Annotated in this window: 18 protein-coding genes and 2 tRNA genes; 9 read left to right on the top strand and 11 right to left on the bottom strand. The window is 70.6% G+C overall.

Translation table 11 applies throughout. The annotated features are described in order from the left end of the window. Positions 1-333: 333 nt before the first annotated feature. Positions 334-1,491, top strand: coding sequence for an SUKH-4 family immunity protein (locus tag ABZX85_RS26580; protein ID WP_355873371.1), 1,158 nt, complete (start codon positions 334-336; stop codon positions 1,489-1,491). A 31-nt stretch (positions 1,492-1,522) separates the two neighbouring features. Further along, positions 1,523-2,614 carry an HNH endonuclease gene (locus ABZX85_RS26575; protein ID WP_355873368.1) on the top strand — a complete coding sequence of 364 codons (1,092 nt, stop codon included), beginning with the start codon at positions 1,523-1,525 and terminating at the stop codon, positions 2,612-2,614. An 85-nt stretch (positions 2,615-2,699) separates the two neighbouring features. Here the strand turns inward: ABZX85_RS26575 and ABZX85_RS26570 are convergent. The 3 genes from ABZX85_RS26570 to ABZX85_RS26560 form a co-directional block, all read right to left on the bottom strand. Next, positions 2,700-2,771, bottom strand: a tRNA-Cys gene (locus ABZX85_RS26570). A 22-nt stretch (positions 2,772-2,793) separates the two neighbouring features. Continuing rightward, positions 2,794-2,891, bottom strand: a tRNA-OTHER gene (locus tag ABZX85_RS26565). Between the two features lie 152 nt (positions 2,892-3,043). Continuing rightward, positions 3,044-3,187, bottom strand: coding sequence for a hypothetical protein (locus ABZX85_RS26560; protein ID WP_355873365.1), 144 nt, complete (start codon positions 3,185-3,187; stop codon positions 3,044-3,046). A gap of 32 nt (positions 3,188-3,219) precedes the next feature. Between ABZX85_RS26560 and ABZX85_RS26555 the strand changes: the two genes are divergently transcribed. The 4 genes from ABZX85_RS26555 to ABZX85_RS26540 all read left to right on the top strand — a co-directional run bounded on the left by ABZX85_RS26555 (position 3,220) and on the right by ABZX85_RS26540 (position 7,679). Next, positions 3,220-3,594 (top strand): type II toxin-antitoxin system death-on-curing family toxin, encoded by a 375-nt coding sequence (locus ABZX85_RS26555; RefSeq protein ID WP_355873362.1) that lies wholly within the window; start codon positions 3,220-3,222, stop codon positions 3,592-3,594. A 507-nt stretch (positions 3,595-4,101) separates the two neighbouring features. Then, on the top strand, positions 4,102-5,901 hold the full coding sequence (locus ABZX85_RS26550; protein ID WP_355873361.1) for a DEAD/DEAH box helicase: 1,800 nt from the start codon (positions 4,102-4,104) through the stop codon (positions 5,899-5,901). Positions 5,902-6,112: 211 nt separating this feature from the next. Beyond that, positions 6,113-6,754, top strand: a complete 642-nt coding sequence (locus ABZX85_RS26545; protein WP_355873358.1) for a helix-turn-helix domain-containing protein — start codon at positions 6,113-6,115, stop codon at positions 6,752-6,754. Between the two features lie 133 nt (positions 6,755-6,887). After that, positions 6,888-7,679: a S16 family serine protease gene (locus ABZX85_RS26540; protein WP_355873356.1), complete on the top strand. Its 792-nt coding sequence runs from the start codon at positions 6,888-6,890 to the stop codon at positions 7,677-7,679. Positions 7,680-7,865: 186 nt separating this feature from the next. Here the strand turns inward: ABZX85_RS26540 and ABZX85_RS26535 are convergent, their stop codons facing one another. The 6 genes from ABZX85_RS26535 to ABZX85_RS26510 all read right to left on the bottom strand — a co-directional run bounded on the left by ABZX85_RS26535 (position 7,866) and on the right by ABZX85_RS26510 (position 12,746). After that, positions 7,866-8,489: a helix-turn-helix domain-containing protein gene (locus ABZX85_RS26535; protein ID WP_355873353.1), complete on the bottom strand. Its 624-nt coding sequence runs from the start codon at positions 8,487-8,489 to the stop codon at positions 7,866-7,868. Between the two features lie 77 nt (positions 8,490-8,566). Continuing rightward, positions 8,567-9,520, bottom strand: a complete 954-nt coding sequence (locus tag ABZX85_RS26530; RefSeq protein WP_355873350.1) for a glycine betaine ABC transporter substrate-binding protein — start codon at positions 9,518-9,520, stop codon at positions 8,567-8,569. Further along, the gene (locus ABZX85_RS26525) at positions 9,517-10,350 is read right to left on the bottom strand and encodes an ABC transporter permease (protein WP_355873347.1); all 834 of its coding nucleotides are present in this window, start codon (positions 10,348-10,350) and stop codon (positions 9,517-9,519) included. Before ABZX85_RS26525 ends, ABZX85_RS26530 begins: the two co-directional genes overlap by 4 nt. Beyond that, positions 10,347-11,597 (bottom strand): betaine/proline/choline family ABC transporter ATP-binding protein, encoded by a 1,251-nt coding sequence (locus tag ABZX85_RS26520; RefSeq protein ID WP_355873345.1) that lies wholly within the window; start codon positions 11,595-11,597, stop codon positions 10,347-10,349. Before ABZX85_RS26520 ends, ABZX85_RS26525 begins: the two co-directional genes overlap by 4 nt. Positions 11,598-11,614: 17 nt before the next feature. Beyond that, entirely contained in the window at positions 11,615-12,262 is a 648-nt protein-coding gene (locus tag ABZX85_RS26515; protein WP_355873342.1) for an ABC transporter permease, read from the bottom strand. 16 nt (positions 12,263-12,278) lie between these two features. Further along, entirely contained in the window at positions 12,279-12,746 is a 468-nt protein-coding gene (locus ABZX85_RS26510) for an Lrp/AsnC family transcriptional regulator (protein ID WP_355873339.1), read from the bottom strand. Between the two features lie 125 nt (positions 12,747-12,871). Between ABZX85_RS26510 and hppD the strand changes: the two genes are divergently transcribed. Further along, positions 12,872-14,017, top strand: coding sequence for a 4-hydroxyphenylpyruvate dioxygenase (gene hppD, locus ABZX85_RS26505; RefSeq protein WP_355873337.1), 1,146 nt, complete (start codon positions 12,872-12,874; stop codon positions 14,015-14,017). A 5-nt stretch (positions 14,018-14,022) separates the two neighbouring features. Here the strand turns inward: hppD and ABZX85_RS26500 are convergent, their stop codons facing one another. Next, positions 14,023-15,558, bottom strand: a complete 1,536-nt coding sequence (locus tag ABZX85_RS26500) for a tetratricopeptide repeat protein (protein WP_355873334.1) — start codon at positions 15,556-15,558, stop codon at positions 14,023-14,025. A 96-nt stretch (positions 15,559-15,654) separates the two neighbouring features. On the opposite strand from ABZX85_RS26500, the gene ABZX85_RS26495 reads away from it, so the two are divergent. Further along, positions 15,655-17,031: an FAD-linked oxidase C-terminal domain-containing protein gene (locus tag ABZX85_RS26495; protein ID WP_355873332.1), complete on the top strand. Its 1,377-nt coding sequence runs from the start codon at positions 15,655-15,657 to the stop codon at positions 17,029-17,031. Positions 17,032-17,168: 137 nt separating this feature from the next. Here the strand turns inward: ABZX85_RS26495 and ABZX85_RS26490 are convergent, their stop codons facing one another. Next, on the bottom strand, positions 17,169-17,645 hold the full coding sequence (locus ABZX85_RS26490) for an SsgA family sporulation/cell division regulator (RefSeq protein WP_355873329.1): 477 nt from the start codon (positions 17,643-17,645) through the stop codon (positions 17,169-17,171). Positions 17,646-17,919: 274 nt separating this feature from the next. Between ABZX85_RS26490 and ABZX85_RS26485 the strand changes: the two genes are divergently transcribed. Then, positions 17,920-19,344: an RDD family protein gene (locus ABZX85_RS26485; RefSeq protein ID WP_355873326.1), complete on the top strand. Its 1,425-nt coding sequence runs from the start codon at positions 17,920-17,922 to the stop codon at positions 19,342-19,344. Positions 19,345-19,403 lie beyond the last annotated feature (59 nt).

The raw sequence follows: 19,403 nt of genomic DNA, 5'->3' as shown, positions 1-19,403 counted from the left end.
GGCCGGCTGTCACGCTGGTGTCGGGGAAGCCGGCTGTCACGCTGGTGTCGGCGAGAGGTGGTTCCGGCCTGCCTCCCGCGCGGCCGTCACTGCGTACAGCTGACGCGTTCGCAGCGGCCCGTCCCGCTCCACGAGATCCCTCCCGAGGGCCTCGTCCTGCTCGACGGTCGAAAAAGTCTCGCCGAGAGGCAACGTGCGTGCGTGGAGTGACGTCTTGGCTGGTGGCGGGGCGTTGTCAGTGGGGCGGCGTAGTGTTCTGGGCAGTGGGGCGGCTCGGGGTGCGAGCGGGGCGTTCCGCCTGGTGAACGACCATGTTCAGGCACGGGGGCAGCAATGAACGGCACGGCGACGACGATCACTTTCACCGAGGACGCGCTGGACCCGTACGTCACGCACGCACCGACCCGCCGCTGGCTGACCGGCCCCGGACTCCCCGGTGTGGGCGGGCTGCTGACCTTCGAGGCGCTGCGCCGAGACGGCCTGCGGACGGTGGGGGACTCGACGGGAGAGGCCCGCGGCGTCCTCGCCGCCGACCTCCGCGACCAGCTCGTCATCGGCGGCCTCCTCGGCGCGCGCGGCCAGGAGACGGAGTCGGTCCTCCTCGACGGCGCGACGGGCGCGGTCTCGACGACGTACTTCCTCCACGACCGCCCCGACCTGATGGACGTCCGCCCGCTCGCCCCCTCCCTGGAGAAGCTGGTCCGCTTCGCCACGGCGGCGGACGAACTGGCGGCCCTGCGCGGCCAGTTCGCTTCGTACGCGGGCCGCTTCGGCGCGCAGGCGGTCGCCGAGGCGACGAAACACCTCCTCTCCCTCTACGAGGGCGAGACGGACGGCGAGATCGCCCCGTACTGGAAGACCGTCGCGGTGATCCGCCCCCTCTCCCTGATCGCCGGCCCCGGCACGACCTCGGGCCTGGCCCTGGACCTCCCCCCACGCCTCCTCGACGAGGAGTACGGCCAGGGCGAGATCGTCCGCTTCGAGGAGATGGACGTCCCCGAGGCCCTCACCCACGCCTCCTCCCGCCACTTCCTCACCTCCGTCGGCCTCCCCGAGGAAGCCGTCTGGTTCACCCTCGACACGGACGCGCCCCTGCGCACGCTCGCCGACTACTGCGCGGACGAACTCCCCACCCACGAACTCCCGCCCCGCACGGCCCACTTGATCCGCCTGGGCGCGCTCCTGGAAGACACGAGCCTCCTCCTGGACGGCGAAACCGGCGCGGTCCTCTCCTACACCTTCCCCGACCGCACCCTCCGCCCCCTCAACGCCGACCTCTCCACCCTCGCCTTCACCCTCTGGCTCATCCACCGCGAACGCACCCTCGACGCCCTCCACGACCTCACCGCCACCTACGACCACCTCACCCAAGCCATGACCCACACCCTCGCCACCCTCGACCCCACCGCCGTCCCCCCGACCCCCACCGACGACTGGCGCTACTGGCCAGAGGTCTTCGGAGACGAGTCCGGGGGCGGGCTGTACGCGTAGCCCGGCTCAACTGGGCCCGTACGCTTTGGCCATGGAAAAGGGTGCGATCTCGCGGGACGACATTCTGAAGGCCATGCAGGAGTACGACGAGGTGGGGGGACCGGAGTTCCTCCAGCGGTACGGCTTCAAGGCGGCCCGTAAGTTCCTCATCCTGCACGAGGGCAGGGAGTACGACTCCAAAGCCATCGCAGCCGTGGCCCACCAGTACCGGCACGGCCGTCCCCTCACCTGGCAGGAGTTCAGCGGAGGCGTTGGGCATGCCGTGGACTGGCTCAAGCGCGAGGGGTTCCAGGTCGGAGTTTCACGGAGCCCGAAGTGGACGCGAGACGAGCTGATCCTGGCGTGCGATGTGGTCGCGCGGAACGGCTGGCACGGACTGTCTGCCTCCGACCCCCGGATTGGCGAGCTGTCCGAACTCCTTCAGCTGCTGGCGGCCTATCCACCCGAAGAACGAGCTGCTCAGTACCGCAACCGCAACGGCGCCGCCTACAAGACGCTGAACATCGCCAGCTTCCACCCCGACTATCGGGGAGCTCCGACCAATGGCGGGCAGCTGGACCGTGAGGTGTTGCAGGACTTTCTACGACGGCCGGTGGAGATGGCGTTGGCCGCGGAGCTGCTTCGAGCGGGGCTCCGGTCCGGAGACTTGCATCCCACCCCGCCCGACGACGGCATCGACGACGAGGCCAGCGCGCCGGAAGGCCGTGTCCTTTACCGCCGCCACCGGACCCGCGAACGGAACAAGGCGCTCCGCTCGAAAAAGATCGCCGCAGTCCTCAAGAAGGGCGGAGTTCTGGCCTGCGAAGTATGCGACTTCAACTTCCACGAGTTCTACGGTGAGCGCGGGCAGGGCTATATCGAATGCCACCACGTAATACCGCTCCACGAGGCCGGCGAAGGCACCACCAAACTCGCAGACCTCGCCCTGATCTGCTCCAACTGCCACCGCATGATCCACCGCAGCGCCCCCTGGCCCACACCCCCGGAACTGCGTGCATTGGTGAGAGCGACGGCTCGGGCGAAGCGATCCGCTCTGCCAGGACCGAGGCTCGATCCCACAGGAATGCGCCACGGAACGCTGGCTGATCAAAAAGAGGCCGTGGCGGGAATCGAACCCACGTGACTCCCCGCGAGCGGAGCTCGCTGACAGACACAGCGCAGGCGAGCCCCCGAACAACCTCGGGGGCTCGCCCTTCGCCGCTGATGAGAGGCCGTGGCGGGAATCGAACCCACGTAACTCGCTTTGCAGGCGAGCCCCTAAACCACTCGGGCACACGGCCGTGTACTTGCTGTTCAGTTGTCTGGCCGTGGTGGGGATCGAACCCGCGTAACTCCCCGCGAGCGGAGCTCGCTATTGGATGCAGCGCAGGCGAGCCCCTAAACCACTCGGGCACACGGCCAAGTTCTCCGGGCTTCCCCGGCTTGGTGGAAGAACCGTACGGCGGGGCGGATTGGGGGATCAAGGGGACCCGTGGGGCTGCAATGTGACTGCCATACGGCGTTCATGAAGGGGGTTGTTAGCCTCGGGGGCATGGATCGGATCGCCTTGCCCTCAGACCTCCACGCGCGCCTGGAAGACCTTGCCGATGCCACCAGCCGCACGGTGGAGGAGCTTGTGGGGGAGGTCGTCCGGGGTTATGTGGAGGGGGAGCGAGGGCGGGTGCTCGCTGTTGCCGAGGGGCTTGCCGTGGCGCATGCCGGGTTGCTGAAGAGGCTGGGGGAGTAGGCGTGGCCAGGTTTCTCACTGTTGCCGAGGTCGAGCAGGTTGCCAGGGTCGCCTTCGGGGGGCGGGCGCCGGAGGCTCGGGATGCCGGGCTGCTGGAGTCGGCCGTACACAGGCCCCGCGCCCGGATGTTCGGGGCGGAGGCGTACGGAGACGTGTACGAGCAGGCCGGCGCCCTGCTGCACGCCCTCGCCGTGAACCACCCCCTCGTGGACGGGAACAAGCGCACGGCGTGGCTCGCCGCGGTGACGTTCCTCGGGGTGAACGGCGTCGACATGAGCGGGTGTGATCAGGAAGCGGCGTATGCGCTGGTCGTGGAGGTGGCGTCGGGTGAGGAGGGGGACGTGGGGGTGATCGCGGGACGGCTGAGGGGGTTGTGACGTGGGTCCCAACCGGGCTCGCTCCGGCCTTGTCCGCACCCCTCTCGGGAGCCCGCGCCGGTAGGGTGGCCCGGTTGTCATACGTAGCCGAGACCGACCCGGAACCGAGACACCGGAACACGTGATCCCCCCGGAACCGTGACTCCCGAGACACGGGACCCACCCGAAACCGGGACGCGGGACACGTACCCGGCGCCAGGCATCCGGCACCTCTGGAGCCGCCCCCGAGACCCAAGCGCCCCGGAACCCGCCCCCTCGGAGCCGGGCTCCCCGACCCCGGGCCCGCCCGACACCGGGACCCGCCCGCACCGGACCCCGGGACCGACACCGGACCCCTGGGACCGACACCGGACCTCTGGGACCGTTACTGGCTCCCGGAAACCGGTGCCGGACCTCCAAGCCGGCCCCGAACCCGGGCACCGCCCCCCGACCCGCCCCACCAGCCCCCAACCCGGCCCGCCGGCCCAGACCCCCGCCCCCCGAGACCCACCCCCCGAACCGGAGACCGTGACTACCACCGCCGCCTCTTCCGCCCCCTCCCACCACCTCTCCCCGGCCTTCCCGGGCCGTGCGCCCTGGGGTACCGCGAGCAAGCTCCGGGCCTGGCAGCAGGGGGCGATGGAGAAGTACCTCCAGGAACAGCCGAGAGACTTCCTCGCCGTCGCCACCCCCGGCGCCGGCAAGACGACGTTCGCGCTGACCCTGGCGTCCTGGCTGCTGCACCACCACGTCGTCCAGCAGGTCACCGTCGTCGCCCCGACCGAGCACCTGAAGAAGCAGTGGGCGGACGCGGCGGCGCGGGTCGGCATCAAGCTGGACCCCGAGTACAGCGCGGGCCCGCTCAGCAAGGAGTACGACGGCGTCGCCGTGACGTACGCGGGCGTCGGCGTACGCCCGATGCTGCACCGCAACCGCAGCGAGCAGCGCAAGACCCTGGTGATCCTGGACGAGATCCACCACGCCGGCGACTCCAAGTCCTGGGGCGAGGCGTGCCTGGAGGCGTTCGAACCGGCGACGAGGCGCCTCGCGCTGACGGGTACGCCGTTCCGCTCGGACACGAACCCGATCCCCTTCGTGACGTACGAGGAGGGCACGGACGGCATCAGACGGTCGTCCGCCGACTACACCTACGGCTACGGCTCCGCCCTCGCCGACCACGTCGTCCGCCCGGTGATCTTCCTGTCGTACAGCGGCAACATGCGCTGGCGCACGAAGGCCGGCGACGAGATCGCGGCCCGCCTCGGCGAGCCGATGACGAAGGACGCCGTCAGCCAGGCGTGGCGTACGGCGCTGGACCCGCGCGGCGAGTGGATGCCGAGCGTGCTGCGCGCCGCCGACCAGCGCCTCACCGAGGTCAGGAAGGCCATCCCGGACGCCGGCGCGCTGGTCATCGCCTCCGACCAGGACTCGGCACGCGCGTACGCGAAACTGATCCGCGAGCTGACCGGCACGAAGCCGACGGTGGTCCTCTCGGACGACACCGGCGCCTCCAAACGCATCGACGACTTCGCCGCCGGCAACGACCGCTGGATGGTCGCGGTGCGGATGGTGTCCGAAGGGGTCGACGTCCCGCGCCTGGCGGTCGGCGTGTACGCCACCACCATCTCCACCCCCCTCTTCTTCGCCCAGGCCGTCGGCCGCTTCGTGCGGTCCCGGCGGCGCGGCGAGACCGCGTCCGTGTTCCTGCCGACGGTTCCCGACCTGCTGACCTTCGCCAACGAGATGGAGGTCGAGCGCGACCACGCCCTCGACAAGCCCAAGAAGGGCGGCGAGGAGGACCCGTACGCCGAGGAGGACAAACTCCTCGCGGAGGCGGAGAAGCAGCAGGACGAGGACACCGGCGAACAGGAGCAGTTCAAGTTCGAGGCGCTGGAGTCCGAGGCCGTCTTCGACCGCGTCATGTACAACGGCGCCGAGTTCGGTATGCAGGCCCACCCCGGGAGTGAGGAGGAGCAGGACTACCTGGGTATTCCGGGTCTCCTCGAACCCGACCAGGTGCAGCTCCTCCTCCAGAAGCGCCAGGCCAAGCAGATCGCCCACAGCAAGAAGCGCCCGGACGCGGAGGCCGACCTCCTCGAACTCCCCGCCGAGCGGCGTCCCGTCGTCTCCCACAAGGAGATGATGGAGCTGCGGAAACAGCTCAACACGATGGTCAGCGCGTACGTCCACCAGAGCGGGAAGCCGCACGGCGTGATCCACACCGAGCTGCGGCGGGTGTGCGGCGGGCCGGCCAGCGCCGAGGCGACCGGCGGGCAGTTGCGGCAGCGCATCGCGAAGGTCCAGGAGTGGGCGACGCGGATGAAATGAGGGGACTGTGGGGCCCCTGTGAAGTGGGGTCCCGCGTATCGGGACATTTCCAAGTAGTCCATACCGGTCATTGACCGGATTCTGGACGGAGTCTTCCGCTCAGCGAACCCACCCCGTTACTGTCCCGCTACGCACACGCCCTGTGGCAGTGCCGCCGCAGAGTGCAGCCGTGTGAAAGAGCTGCGCCTCATCACCGTAAGGAGTGGGCGTCGTGACCGCGGAGACCTCCCAGACGCTCGACCGGGGACTCAGGGTTCTGAAGTTGCTGGCCGACACGGACCACGGGCTGACCGTGACCGAGTTGTCCAACAAGCTGGGCGTCAACCGGACCGTCGTGTACCGGTTGCTCGCGACGCTGGAGCAGCACGCGCTGGTCCGGCGCGATCTCGGGGGGCGGGCCCGGGTGGGGCTCGGGGTGCTGCGGCTCGGACGGCAGGTGCATCCGCTGGTACGGGAGGCCGCGCTGCCCGCGCTGCGGGCGCTCGCGGAGGACATCGGGGCGACCGCTCATCTGACGCTGGTGGACGGGGCGGAGGCGTTGGCCGTGGCGGTCGTCGAGCCGACGTGGACGGATTATCACGTCGCCTATCGGGCGGGGTTCCGGCATCCGCTGGACCGGGGGGCCGCGGGGATGGCGATACTCGCCGGGCGGCGCAAGCCCATGGGGGAGCCGGGGTTCTGTCTCATGCAGGGGGAGCTGGAGGCGGGGGCCAGCGGTGCCGCCGCGCCGCTGCTGGGCGTGACCGGGGTGGAGGGCAGCGTGGGGGTCGTGATGCTGGCCGACGCGGTGCCGGAGCGGGTGGGGCCTCGGGTGGTGGACGCGGCTCGGGAGGTGGCGGAGGCGCTTCGGTAGGGGTACTCCCGAGGTACGGGGTACTTCTGAGGTGCGGGGGTAGCCCCGAGGTACGGGGTACTTCTGGGGTGCGGGGGTAGCCCTGAGGTAGGGGGTACTCCTGAGGTACATCGCGTCACGTTAGATTTGAGTCGTGCTCTCTCGTCTCTCCCGTGTCCAGACCGTTGCCGTCTGCGGTGTGCCCCTCGTGGCGTTGCTCGGTGTGGCCCTCTTCGCCCCCCTGCCCTTCGCCATCGCCCAGCCCGGGATGACCGCCGACGTGCTCGGGGAGAACAAGGGGGAGGCGGTGATCACGGTGTCCGGGACGACTGTGCGGAAGACGACCGGGCAACTGCGGATGACGACGATCGTCGCGACCGGCCCCGAAGCGAAGGTGTCGTTGAGCGATGTGGTCGACGGCTGGTTCCGGACGGACTCCGCGGTGATGCCCCGCGACTCCGTCTATCCCAGCGGGGACTCCGTCAAGGAGATCGAGCGGCACAACACCGAGCAGATGACGCAGTCCCAGGACGCCGCCACCGAGGCGGCGTTGACGTATCTGGGGCGGTCCTCGAAGGACGTCAAGGTGAGCCTGAAGCTGTCGGACGTGGGCGGGCCGAGCGCCGGTCTGCTGTTCACGCTGGGGATCATCGACAAGCTCGACGGCGACGGGAGCGGGGGAGACCTCACGGGCGGGCGGGTCGTCGCCGGGACCGGGACGATCGCGGCGGACGGCACGGTGGGGGCCGTGGGCGGGGTGGCGCTGAAGACGCAGGCGGCGCGGCGGGACGGGGCGACGGTGTTCCTCGTCCCCAAGGACGAGTGCGCCGACGCGAAGTCCGAACTCCCCTCCGGCCTGCGGCTGATCCCGGTCGCCGACCTCAAGGGTGCCGTGGGGTCCCTGAAGGCCCTGGAGACCGGCAAGGGCAGCGTCCCTAGCTGCTGATCGCGGGCCGCCGGGAGGTGGTGGCGAGCCGCAGCCCGACCGCTACGAGGGTCCAGCCGGCGCGGACCCTTAAGGGTGGGGTGGGGGTGTGAGCGAGGTGGTGGGTGGCGGCTCGGGCCTGGAGTTCGGCGGTGCGTTGGTGGTGGAGGGGGAGGTGGAAGTCGGGGTGGTACACGGGAGTTCCTCTCAGATCAGGGGGAAGACGTGGCTGTGGGCGCGGATCTGCTGGGCGCCGGGGGTGTCCTCGGCGGCGGCGCGGACGCGGTACTCCTCGTAGACGCGGTGGATGTCCGCGATGAACTCCTGCGCCTGTTCCGGGGTGAGCCGCAGGGTCGTGCTGCTCATGTCCCAGGTGCGGTTCCACTCCTCGGGCCATGAGGCGCGGTTGCCCAGCCAGGTCGACAGTTCACTGGTGTGCTTGGTCGCCACCTCGTGCATGTAGAGGTCGGCGGCTCCGCGTACGGCCGGGTCGGGGTCGGTGAGGAGGTCGTCGCCGAACACCAGGCCGGTGTGGCTGGCCTTCCACCAGCGTTCGCGGCCCTTGCCCTGCTCGGGGTCGTCCTCGATGAAGCCGTACTCGGCGAGCTGCCGCAGGTGATAGCTCGTCGCGCCACTGGACTCGCCCAGTTTCTCGGCGAGTTGGGACGCCGTCGCGGGGCCGCCGAAGCGGAGGGAGTCCAGCAGGCGCATGCGCAGGGGGTGGGCCAGCCCTCGGAGGGAGCGGGCGTCGATCGTGCGCACCTGGGGGTCTGGGAGGTCCTGGGGGGCCTGGGGGTCTTGAGGGTCGGTCACAGGTACGACGATAGCCATGCAAAGAAATCTCTGCAAGGGTTTTTTGCAACGAACCCTTTGCAACTCTGCCGCGCCGAACTCCCGCCCGTCTCACCTCACTTGACGAACCCCTGCCCCTTCATCCACTCCAACGCCACCTGATGCGGATCTTCCCCGTCCACATCCACCTTCGCGTTCAGCTCCTGCGCCACCGTGTTGTTCAGCCGGGCCGAGATCGGGTTCAGCACCTCGGCGATCGCGGGCCACTTCTTCATCGCCTCGGAGTTGATCTCGGGCGCCGCGTTGTAGTTGGGGAAGAAGTGCCGGTCGTCCTCCATCACGACGAGGTCCATCGCCTTGATGCGCCCGTCGGTGGTGTACACCTCGCCGTAGGTGCAGTGCCCCTTCTCCGTCTGCGTGTAGATGATCCCGGAGTCCATCTGTGTGATCCGCGACGACGACACACTCATCCCGTACGCCTTCTGCATCCCCGGCAACCCGTCCGCCCGGTTCGCGAACTCGCTCTCCACGCACAGCGACACGGCCTTGGGATCGGACTTCGCGAGGGCGGCGACCTGCGAGAGGGTCTTGGTCCGGTACTTCTCGTAGGCCGAACGGTTCATGGCGAGCGCGTACGTGTTGTTGACCTGCGACTGGGGCAGCCAGGTCAGCCCGTTGCGCAGATCGGCCGCGCGGACGGCGGCCCACTGGGCCTGCGGATCGGTGATCGGCTTGCTGTTGCCGAGGTAGGTGATCCAGGCGGTCCCGGTGTACTCGTACATCCCGTCCGCGTCGCCCTTCTTGACCGCTTCCCGGGCCCCGATGGACCCCTGGATACCGGTCCGGTCGAGGACGTGCGCACCGGCCGCCTGGAAGGCGATGCCCATCATCGCGCCGAGGATGAGGTTCTCGGTGAACGACTTCGAAGTCACCGTCAGATCGGCCCCCTTGAGGGGCTTGCCCTGCCCGATGGTCCCCGGTTCGACGTCGTCGACCATGGGCGAGCCGGACGTCAGCCCGCAGCCGGACAACAGGGCGGCGACACCGAGGAAGGTGATCCAGCGTCTCATCGGCCGGTCTCCAATCCCCTTGGCCGCAACAGGAGTTCGGCGATCGACGCCAGCCAGTCCACGAGCAGCGCGAGCGCCACCGTGAGGATCGAGCCCAACACCAGTACGGGCATACGCTGGTTGGTGATCCCGGTCGTGATCAGCACCCCGAGCCCTCCGCCCCCGCCGAACGTCGCCAGCGCCGCCGTACCCACGTTGAGGACGAGCGCCGTACGGACGCCCGCGAGGATCAGCGGTACGGCGAGGGGGAGTTCGACGCGGGAGAGGACCCCGACGGGGGACATGCCGATGCCCCGGGCGGCCTCCAGGAGCGTCGGGTCGTTCGCGCGCAGCCCGGCGATCGTGTTGGAGAGGACCGGCAGGACGGCGTAGGCGATGATGCCGATCAGCGCGGCCTTCTCGCCGATGCCGAGCCAGATCACGAGCAGCGCCAACAGGCCGATCGCCGGGGTGGCCTGGCCGATGTTGGCGATCGCCATGACGACCGGCGCGGCCTTGCGGGCGGCGCCCCGGGTGAGCAGGACACCGAGCGGGATCGCGATGATCAGCACGAAGAACGTGGAGATCGCGGTGAGTTGGACATGCTGCCACAGCGCCTTGGAGACCTGGCCCCCGGAGAGCGCGTTCTCGGAGATCGGGTCCAGGTCGGCCTGCTGGAACCAGAGCCAGGTGCCGAGCAGGAGGGCGACGAGGAAGCCGGGGAGGACGGTCAACTTGGGCCAGCCGATACGGGGTTGGGCCTTGCCGACGGCCGTGGGCGTCGGTTCGCCCGAGGCGTCGGCCTCCGCATCTGCTTCTGTCTCGGGGGAGTCCACCTCTGGAGTGCTCACGCCTTCGCCTCCCCGCCGTCACCCTCCTGCTCGGCATGCGTGCGCGCCGCCCGGGTCTCCTCCAACTCGTGCTGGTGCTCCATCGCTTCGAGCCGGTCGGCCTCCAGGAGTTCGTGCACGGAGTTCATCAGCGTCTCCATGTCGACGACCCCTGTGTACTCCCCGCGCCGCCCGGTGACGGCCGTGCGCCCCGAGCTGTCGGTGAGGACGGCCTCCAGCGCGTCCCGCAGCGTCGCGTCCCGGGTCACCGTGTCGTGGACCAGCGTCCCGGCCCGCGCGAGCGAACCCTTGGCCCGCATCAAGTCCCCGCGCCGCAGCCACTTGTAGGGACGGCCCCGCTTGTCGAGGAGCAGGATCTCGTTGGTCCCGCTGTCGCGCAGCCGGTCGAAGATGACCTGGAGCGGATCGTCGACGGTCACCGTCGGGTAGTCGGTGATCGGCACGTCCCGCACACGCGTGAGGTTGAGCCGCTTGAGCGCCGCGCCCGCGCCGACGAACCCGGACACGAAGTCGTCGGCGGGGTTGGTGAGGATCGCCTCGGGGGTGTCGAACTGCGCGATGTGGGACCGCTCGCGCAGCACCGCGATCCGGTCGCCGAGCTTGATCGCCTCGTCGAAGTCGTGCGTGACGAAGACGATCGTCTTGTGCAACTCGTGCTGGAGCCGGATGAGTTCGTCCTGGAGGTGGTCCCGGGTGATCGGGTCGACGGCGCCGAACGGCTCGTCCATCAGCAGCACCGGCGGATCGGCCGCCAACGCCCTTGCCACGCCCACGCGTTGCTGCTGGCCGCCGGACAACTGCCGTGGGTAGCGGCCGTGGAACTCGCCCGGGTCGAGCCCGACGAGGTCCAGCATCTCCTCGACCCGCTCCTTGATCCGGCCCTTCGCCCAGCCCACCATCCTCGGTACCAGCGCGATGTTCTGAGCGACCGTCATGTGCGGGAAGAGGCCGGACGACTGGATCGCGTACCCGACCTTGCGGCGCAGCTTCACCGGGTCGATGTCGGTGACGTCCTCGCCGCCGATCCTGATCCGGCCGCCGGACGGCTCGATCAGCCGGTTGATCATCTTCAGCGTCGTCGACTTCCCGCAGCCGGAGGGGCCGACGAAGACGACCGTCTCGCCCGCCTTGATCTCCATGTTCACGTTGTCGACGGACGGGTTGGGGTTGCCCGGATACCGCTTGCTGAGGTTCTCCAGCTCGATGGAGGCGCCCAGGGAGCGGCCGGCGTTCTGGGACTCAGACACGGGTACCCCTCGGAGACTCAGACACGGATGCCCCTCGGAATCGTGAGCCGCCCGATCAGGACGTACGCGGCGTCGAACAGCAGCGCCAGGACGACGATCCCGAGCGTCCCGGCGAGAACCTGGTTGAGCGCGTTCTTGCTGCCCAGGGAGGCGATCCCGCGGAAGATCTCGTTCCCGAGACCGGGCCCGGAGGCGTACGCGGCGATCGCGGCGATGCCCATCAGCATCTGCGTGGCGACCCGGATGCCGGTCAGGATCGGCGGCCAGGCCAGCGGCAGTTCGACCCGTACCAGCCGGGCCGGCCGGGACATCCCGATGCCCTTCGCGGCGTCCACCAGCGCGGGGTCCACACCGCGCAGCCCGACGATCGCGTTCCGTACGACGGGCAGCAACCCGTACAACGTGAGAGCGATGACCGTAGGGGGAACCCCGAGACCGACCACGGGGACGAGCAGGCCGATCATGGCCAGCGAGGGGACCGTCAGGATCGTCGAAGTCGCGGTCGTCGCGAGGTTGCCCGCCCAGTCACTGCGGTAGGTGAGCACCCCGATCGCGACCCCGATGACCGTCGCCAGCAGCATGCACTGGAAGACCGCGCTCGCGTGCTGCAACGCGTCGGTCAGAAGTTGCTGATGCCGGTTGTCGAGATACTCCCAGAAGCTCACACACGTTCACCTCAGCTCACTCGCGCGACGCCTCCTCCACCAGCGGGATGATCCGCAGCGGCACCGGGTTCTCCATCACGATCGCGGTGGAGGCCCGGACGATCCCATCAAAACCGACAACCAGGTCGATCACCCGCTGGAGATCCGCGTTCGACCGCGCGACCAGCCGGCACAGCATGTCCCCGCTGCCGGTCGTGGTGTGCAGTTCGAGGACCTCCGGCACACCGCTCAAGTGCGCCCGGATCGCGGGCCCTTGGCCCTGACGGATCTGGAGCGTCGCGAACGCCGTCACCGGGTAGCCGAGGGCCGCCGGATCGACCTCGGGGCCGAATCCGCGGATGACTCCATTCGACGTAAGCCGGTCGAGCCGCGCCTGCACCGTCCCGCGCGCCACCCCGAGCCGCCGGGACATCTCCAGCACCCCGAGCCGCGGCTCGCGCGCCAGCAGCACGATGATCCGCCCGTCCAGCCGGTCGATCCCCATGGTCCGGTCTCCTCGATGGTCATCCTGTACAGAAAGGACGCGGTAACCGCTCTCGCGCTGTACATCCTGCCCGGCTTCCCGGCGAACCGTTGCGCACCTTGCGAAGCCGGAGTGACCCTTTCGGTATGACGCAGACCACACACCACATCCCCGACACCGCCCGGCAGGCCGACCCCTTCCCGGTCAAGGGGATGGACGCGGTCGTCTTCGCCGTCGGCAACGCCAAGCAGGCGGCGCACTACTACTCCACCGCCTTCGGCATGCGCCTGGCCGCCTACTCCGGACCGGAGAACGGCAGCCGCGAGACCGCGAGCTACGTCCTGGAGAGCGGCTCCGCCCGCTTCGTGTTCACCTCCGTCGTCCGCCCGGCGACCGACCGGGGCCGCTTCCTCGCCGCCCACGTCGCCGCGCACGGCGACGGCGTGGTCGACCTCGCCATCGAGGTCCCCGACGCCCGCCGCGCCCACGCCTACGCCGTCGAACACGGCGCCCGCTCGCTCGCCGAGCCGTACGAGCTGAAGGACGAGCACGGCACCGTCGTCCTCGCCGCGATCGCCACCTACGGCGAGACCCGCCACACCCTCGTACAACGCAAGGACTACGACGGCCCCTACCTCCCGGGGTTCACGGCGATGACCCCCCTGGTCGAGGCGCCCGCACAGCGCACGTTCCAGGCGATCGACCACTGCGTCGGGAACGTCGAACTCGGCCGGATGAACGAGTGGGTCGACTTCTACCACCGCGTCATGGGCTTCACGAACATGAAGGAGTTCGTCGGCGACGACATCGCCACCGAGTACAGTGCCCTCATGTCGAAGGTCGTCGCGGACGGCACCCTGAAGGTCAAATTCCCCATCAACGAACCCGCGCCCGGCAAGAAGAAGTCCCAGATCGACGAGTACCTGGAGTTCTACGGCGGGGCCGGCGTCCAGCACATCGCGCTCAACACCAACGACATCGTCGCGACCGTGAAGACCATGCGGGCGGCCGGGGTCCAGTTCCTCGACACCCCCGACTCCTACTACGACACCCTCGGCGAGTGGGTCGGTGACACCCGCGTCCCCGTCGACACCCTGCGGGAGCTGAAGATCCTCGCCGACCGCGACGAGGACGGCTACCTGCTCCAGATCTTCACCAAGCCGGTCCAGGACCGCCCGACCGTCTTCTTCGAACTCATCGAACGCCACGGCTCGATGGGCTTCGGCAAGGGCAACTTCAAGGCCCTCTTCGAAGCCATCGAACGCGAACAGGCCAAGCGCGGCAACTTGTAACCCGCCTACCCCTTACGGGACTTCGGCACGGGCACGTCCGCGGGCTCACCCAGCGCCTCCAGCGCCGCGCGAGCCTGCGGCGCCCACAGCGGGGAGAACCGCGGATTGATCCGCAGCGCGTCCGCGAGATGCCGCCGGGCGGCGGCGTCCTTCCCCGACTCCCGCTCGACGACGCCCCGGTGGAACATGTACGACGCGCTGCGCACCCCGCCGCCCTTCGTGCCGTCCGTCGCGATCGACACGTACCCGAGCGCCTCCTTGGCCTCGCCCGCCCGGTACAGCGCCCAGCCGAGCGCGTCCGCGACCGCGATGCCCGGCTGACGGCGCCACTCCGCGCGCAGCCGCGTCACGGCCGCCTCGGGATCGCCGTGGTCGGCCTCGAACCGGCCGAGCAGCAACTCGTTGTCGACCCCGGCCGCGCCGTCCTGCCTGATCCGGGCGCGCAGCACCTCGTACTCGGCGCGGGCGGGCTCGGCGAGGCCCAGCGCCTCGTACAACTCGCCCAGCTCCAGGGCGTATTCGGGCAGCGGCTGGCCGGCGAGCGCCGACTTGTAGGCGGCCAGCGCCTCGGTCGTACGACCCAGCGCGGCGAGTGTCCGGCCCTGGCCGGCCTGGGCCGCGCGCTGGTCGGGGTCGAGGCGGACGGCCTCCTGGAAGTGGCGCAGCGCGTCCGGCAGATCGCCGCGCTCCCAGGCGAGTTGACCGGCCTGCTCCAGCAACGCGGCCTGTTCGGCCGGGGAGTTCGCGTTCGCCGAGGCGTCGTACAGCACGGCCGCCGCGTCCTCGCGCCAGCCGCGGTCCCGGTACACCGCCGACGCCTTCGCCTTCACGGCCGGCCCGGAGTGCAGCTCCGTCAGCTTTTCCAGGGTGGCGCGGGCCTTCTTGTAGTCGCCGAGGCCCGTGTACGCGTCGATCAGCGGGCCGTACGCCGGCCAGCGCTTCGGGGCCGCCTTCACCGCGGCCTCGCCCCACTCCTTCGCGCCCCGGAAGTCCCGCCGGGCCACCGCGAGTTGGGAGAGCCCGGTCAGGGCGTCGGCGGTGCGGGCCGCGTGCAGGGAGGTGCGCAGGGCGTGTTCGGCCTTCGGGTAGTAGACGGTCGCGTCGCCCGTCCGCCGCCCCCGCTCGACGTACGCGGCACCGAGCACGGCCCACGCGGGCGCGTCCCCCGGATGGCGCCGCACGAACGCCTCCCGCTCGCCGATGAGCGCTGTCAGGTCGGGCAGCGCGGCGGCCATGCCGGTCGTGACCGCCGTGTGTGCCTGGGCGCCGGGGGCCGGCGCGGGGGCCCGGTGGACCTTCGCGGACTCGCCGGGCAGGAAGAGGAGGACCCCGCCGGTGAGGGTGAGACAGCCGGCGAGGACCTTGAGGAGCCGGGGGCGCAGACGCCGGGGAGTGGCTCCGAGGTACGGGGGGTGCCGGTCGTGCTCGGGAAGTACGGGGAGTACGGGAGGTACGGGGAGTACGGGGAGTACGGGGGGTACGGGGGGTACGGGGTGCTCCGCAGGGTTCTCCGCGTGGTCCGTGACGCGAGGGTTGTGCATGCGCTTACTGTGCGTCCATACGACGAACACATCACGTCACCCGGTGGCCTGCGCGGCGGGGTTCACACCGATGGCCCCGGGTGCGACGCTGTGATCATGAGCCGTTCCGAAGGTCTTCTCGCCCGACTCCGCGACGGCCTCCCGGCCGAAGCGCTCCTCACCGACCCCGACGTCACCGCCTCCTACGCCAACGACATGGCCAGCTTCTGCCCGGCGGGCACCCCCGCGGTCGTCGTCCTGCCCCGGACCGTCGAGCAGGTCCAGCACGTCATGCGGGTCGCCACCGAGCTGGGGGTACCCGTAGTACCCCAGGGGGCCAGAACCGGACTCTCCGGCGGGGCCAACGCGTCCGAGGGCTGCGTGGTGCTCTCCCTCGTCAAGATGGACCGCGTCCTGGAGATCAACCCGGTCGACCGCATCGCCGTCGTGGAGCCCGGCGTGATCAACGCGACGCTCTCCCGGGCCGTGAACGAACACGGCCTGTACTACCCGCCGGACCCCTCCAGCTGGGAGATGTGCACGATCGGCGGCAACATCGGCACGGCCTCCGGCGGGCTGTGCTGCGTGAAGTACGGGGTCACCGCCGAGTACGTCCTCGGCCTCGACGTCGTCCTCGCCGACGGCCGTCTGCTGTCCACCGGACGGCGTACCGCGAAGGGGGTGGCGGGGTACGACCTGACGCGGCTGTTCGTCGGCTCGGAGGGGTCGCTCGGGATCGTGGTGGGCGCGACCCTCGCGCTGAAGCCGCAGCCGCCCCAACAGCTCGTCCTCGCCGCCGAGTTCGCCTCCGCGCGGGCCGCCTGCGACGCCGTCTGCGCGATCATGGAGGCCGGGCATCTGCCGTCCCTCCTCGAACTGATGGACCGTACGACCGTCAAGGCCGTCAACGACCTCGCGCACATGGGGCTGCCGGAGAGCACCGAGGCGCTGCTGCTGTGCGCCTTCGACACCGCCGACCCCGCGGCCGACCTCGCCGCCGTGGGCCTGCTCTGCGAGGCCGCCGGCGCGACGCAGGTCGTCCCCGCCGACGACGCCGCCGAGTCCGAACTCCTCCTCCAGGCACGCCGGTTGTCCCTCAACGCGCTGGAGGCGGTGAAGGGGACGACGATGATCGACGACGTCTGCGTGCCCCGCTCCCGCCTCGCCGACCTCCTCGAAGGGGTCGAGCGCGTCGCCGAGGAGCACAAGCTCACCATCGGCGTCTGCGCCCACGCCGGTGACGGCAACACCCACCCCACCGTCTGCTTCGACGCCACCGACCCCGACGAGTCCCGGCGCGCCCGTGAGTCCTTCGACGCGATCATGGCCCTCGGCCTGGAGCTCGGCGGGACCATCACGGGTGAGCACGGCGTGGGCATCCTGAAGAAGGAGTGGCTCGCCCGGGAACTCGGCCCCGTGGGACTGGAGATGCAGCGCCGCATCAAGGAGGTCTTCGACCCCCAGGGGATTCTGAACCCGGGCAAGCTGTTCTGAGGGGGGACCCGTGGGCACGGAGGGGGGACCTGTGGGCACGGAGGGGGGACCCGTAGAACTTGAGGGGTACCCCGCAGGTACTGAGGGAGACCCCGTAGGTCTGGAGAGGGACGTGCCGGGCCGCAGGGCGGCCCCGCTCACTCGCCGTCCTTCGACTCGTCCGAGGGCCACGGGTCGCGCAGCCACAGGTCGTCGGCCGGGGTGACCGCGAGCAGCTCGGCGAGGCCGTCGTCGAGGCCGAGCCGCTCGCCCTCAGAGCCCGGGGGGACCACCCTCAGGGTGCGCTCCAGCCAGGCGGAGATCTGGGCGGCGGGCGCTTCGAGAAGGGCGTCGCCGTCGGGGGAGCTGAGCGCCATCAGCACGACGCTGCGGCCGTCCACCTTCGTCGGCCAGACCCGGACGTCGCCGTGGCCGCAGGGGCGGAACACACCTTCGACGAGCAGCTCGCGGGCGAACGTCCAGTTGACCGGCAGGGCGGAGTTGATGTGGAAGGTGACGTGGATCGCGAAGGGGTCGTCCGAGCGGTAGCTCAGCCGTGCCGGTACCGGGATGCTGCGCTCCGGCGACAGGATCAGCTTGAGTTCCAGTTCACGCTCGACCACGGTGGGCTGCATGTCCGTACTCCTCTCTGTGCGGCCCCGGAGTGGGCCCGCGCGAGGAGAGAGCGGCTTTCCGGCGGAGCATTACGCGGGTTCGGAGAAGTTTTTTCCGAACGGGTGAAGACGGTGTGCGAGCCCGGCCGGAACGGGACCGGTACGGACGGACTGGTGCTGGGCCGCGCGCGGTTCTGGTAGATGTGGACGCCCTCACCCATCTCGTGGACGACCTGTCCGGGAAGATGGACGGACGGCCCCCTCCCACCTCCGAGCAGATAGCGGGACGACGGACATGAGCGCCCCAACTCCGGCCCCCGGCGACGACAGGCCCCGCGAGGGCTACTACCCGGACCCGTCGATCCCCGGATACGTCCGGTACTGGAACGGTGCCGCCTGGGTACCGGGCACCAGCCGCCCGGCCCCGTCCGACGGCCGCCCGCTCACACCCCCGCCGGGCGCGCCGGCCCGGCCGGTCCCCGCGGTCGAGGAGACCGGCCCGCACTTCTTCGACGAGGACCCCGTCCCGGCCGAACCCGCCTCCGCGTGGGCCGCCGACGCCGCCCGCCAGTCCGGTTTCGGCGGCGACCAGGACCGCCGCGTCTCCTGGGGCTCACCGCAGACCCCCGACCCCCGCGCGCCCAGGGACCCCAGGGCACCCGAGCGGCCCGCCGGCCCCGGTGCGTCCGCCGAGCCACCCGCCGGTCACGCGTCCGGTCCGGACGGCGACCACGGGACGGTCACCTTCCGTGCGCCGGGCCCGCGCACGGGGGAGCAGTCCGGGGGCACGGCTCCGGCCAAGCCGGGGTTCGGCGCGGGGAAGGCGGCGGCGGCACGGGCTGCCGCGCAGGGCACGGGCAGTGGGGTCGGTGGTGCCGGTGCTGGTGGTTCGGGTGGCGCGGGTACTACGGGTAGTACGGGTGGTACGACGACGTCCCGCCCCGGCGGCGCGGCTTCGGCACCCCCTAGTACCCCTAATACTTCCGGCGCCCCCGGCGCGATCGGTGCCCCCGGCGTTCAGGGCACCCCCGCCCCCTCCCGTCCCCCCGGCATCACCGTCCCCGCCCCCGCCTTCCTCGACCGGCCCGACGACTCCCCGCCCCCCGCCGCCGCCCCCGGCCAGCACTCCTGGGCCCAGCAGGTCCACCAGCTCGCCGCCGACGACCAGCCGCAGGCCGTCACCCCCTGGCGCCCCCCGGTCGAGGACGTCTTCCAGGCCGCCGCCCGCCGCCAGGCGTCCGCCCGCCCCGCCGGCCTCGGCAAGCGCTTCGCCGCCCGCCTGGTCGACACCCTCGTCCTCGCCGCCGTCACCGGCGCCGCGGCGGTCCCGCTGGGCACGAAGGCCCTGGACCACGTGAACGCGAAGATCGACGAGGCGAAGCTCTCCGGCCGCACGGTCACCGTCTGGCTCCTGGACGGCACGACCGCCGGCTACCTCGGCATCGTCCTCGCCGTCCTCCTCCTCTTCGGCGTCCTGTACGAGGCGCTGCCCACCGCTCGATGGGGCCGCACCCTCGGCAAGAAGCTGTGCGGCCTGGAGGTGCGCGACATCGAGGGCGGCGAACCCCCGAGCTTCGGCGCCGCGCTGCGCCGCTGGCTCGTCTACAGCGTCCCGGGACTCCTGGTCGTAGGGGTCGTAGGGGTCCTGTGGTGCGTGTTCGACAAGCCGTGGCGCCAGTGCTGGCACGACAAGGCCGCACATACGTTCGTCGCGGGCTGACCCCCTACCGCGTACGGCCCATCCGACCCGGTCCCTCGTACGGCCTTCCGCCGGATGCG

Origin of the sequence: Streptomyces sp. NPDC004539, assembly GCF_040610055.1 — a bacterium.
Taxonomy (GTDB): domain Bacteria; phylum Actinomycetota; class Actinomycetes; order Streptomycetales; family Streptomycetaceae; genus Streptomyces.
The sequence above is the reverse complement of the archived record's forward strand: the minus strand, read 5'-3'. Positions and strand labels throughout refer to the sequence as shown.

Excerpts from the sequence above, each read along its gene's own strand:
- ABZX85_RS26580 (WP_355873371.1), top strand. The coding sequence starts at position 334 with ATGAACGGCACGGCGACGACGATCACTTTCACCGAGGACGCGCTGGAC.
- ABZX85_RS26575 (WP_355873368.1), top strand. The coding sequence starts at position 1,523 with ATGGAAAAGGGTGCGATCTCGCGGGACGACATTCTGAAGGCCATGCAG.
- ABZX85_RS26560 (WP_355873365.1), bottom strand. The coding sequence starts at position 3,187 with ATGCGCCACGGCAAGCCCCTCGGCAACAGCGAGCACCCGCCCTCGCTC.
- ABZX85_RS26535 (WP_355873353.1), bottom strand. The coding sequence starts at position 8,489 with ATGGCTATCGTCGTACCTGTGACCGACCCTCAAGACCCCCAGGCCCCC.
- ABZX85_RS26530 (WP_355873350.1), bottom strand. The coding sequence starts at position 9,520 with ATGAGACGCTGGATCACCTTCCTCGGTGTCGCCGCCCTGTTGTCCGGC.
- ABZX85_RS26510 (WP_355873339.1), bottom strand. The coding sequence starts at position 12,746 with ATGGGGATCGACCGGCTGGACGGGCGGATCATCGTGCTGCTGGCGCGC.
- hppD (WP_355873337.1), top strand. The coding sequence starts at position 12,872 with ATGACGCAGACCACACACCACATCCCCGACACCGCCCGGCAGGCCGAC.
- ABZX85_RS26500 (WP_355873334.1), bottom strand. The coding sequence starts at position 15,558 with ATGCACAACCCTCGCGTCACGGACCACGCGGAGAACCCTGCGGAGCAC.
- ABZX85_RS26495 (WP_355873332.1), top strand. The coding sequence starts at position 15,655 with ATGAGCCGTTCCGAAGGTCTTCTCGCCCGACTCCGCGACGGCCTCCCG.
- ABZX85_RS26490 (WP_355873329.1), bottom strand. The coding sequence starts at position 17,645 with ATGCAGCCCACCGTGGTCGAGCGTGAACTGGAACTCAAGCTGATCCTG.
- ABZX85_RS26485 (WP_355873326.1), top strand. The coding sequence starts at position 17,920 with ATGAGCGCCCCAACTCCGGCCCCCGGCGACGACAGGCCCCGCGAGGGC.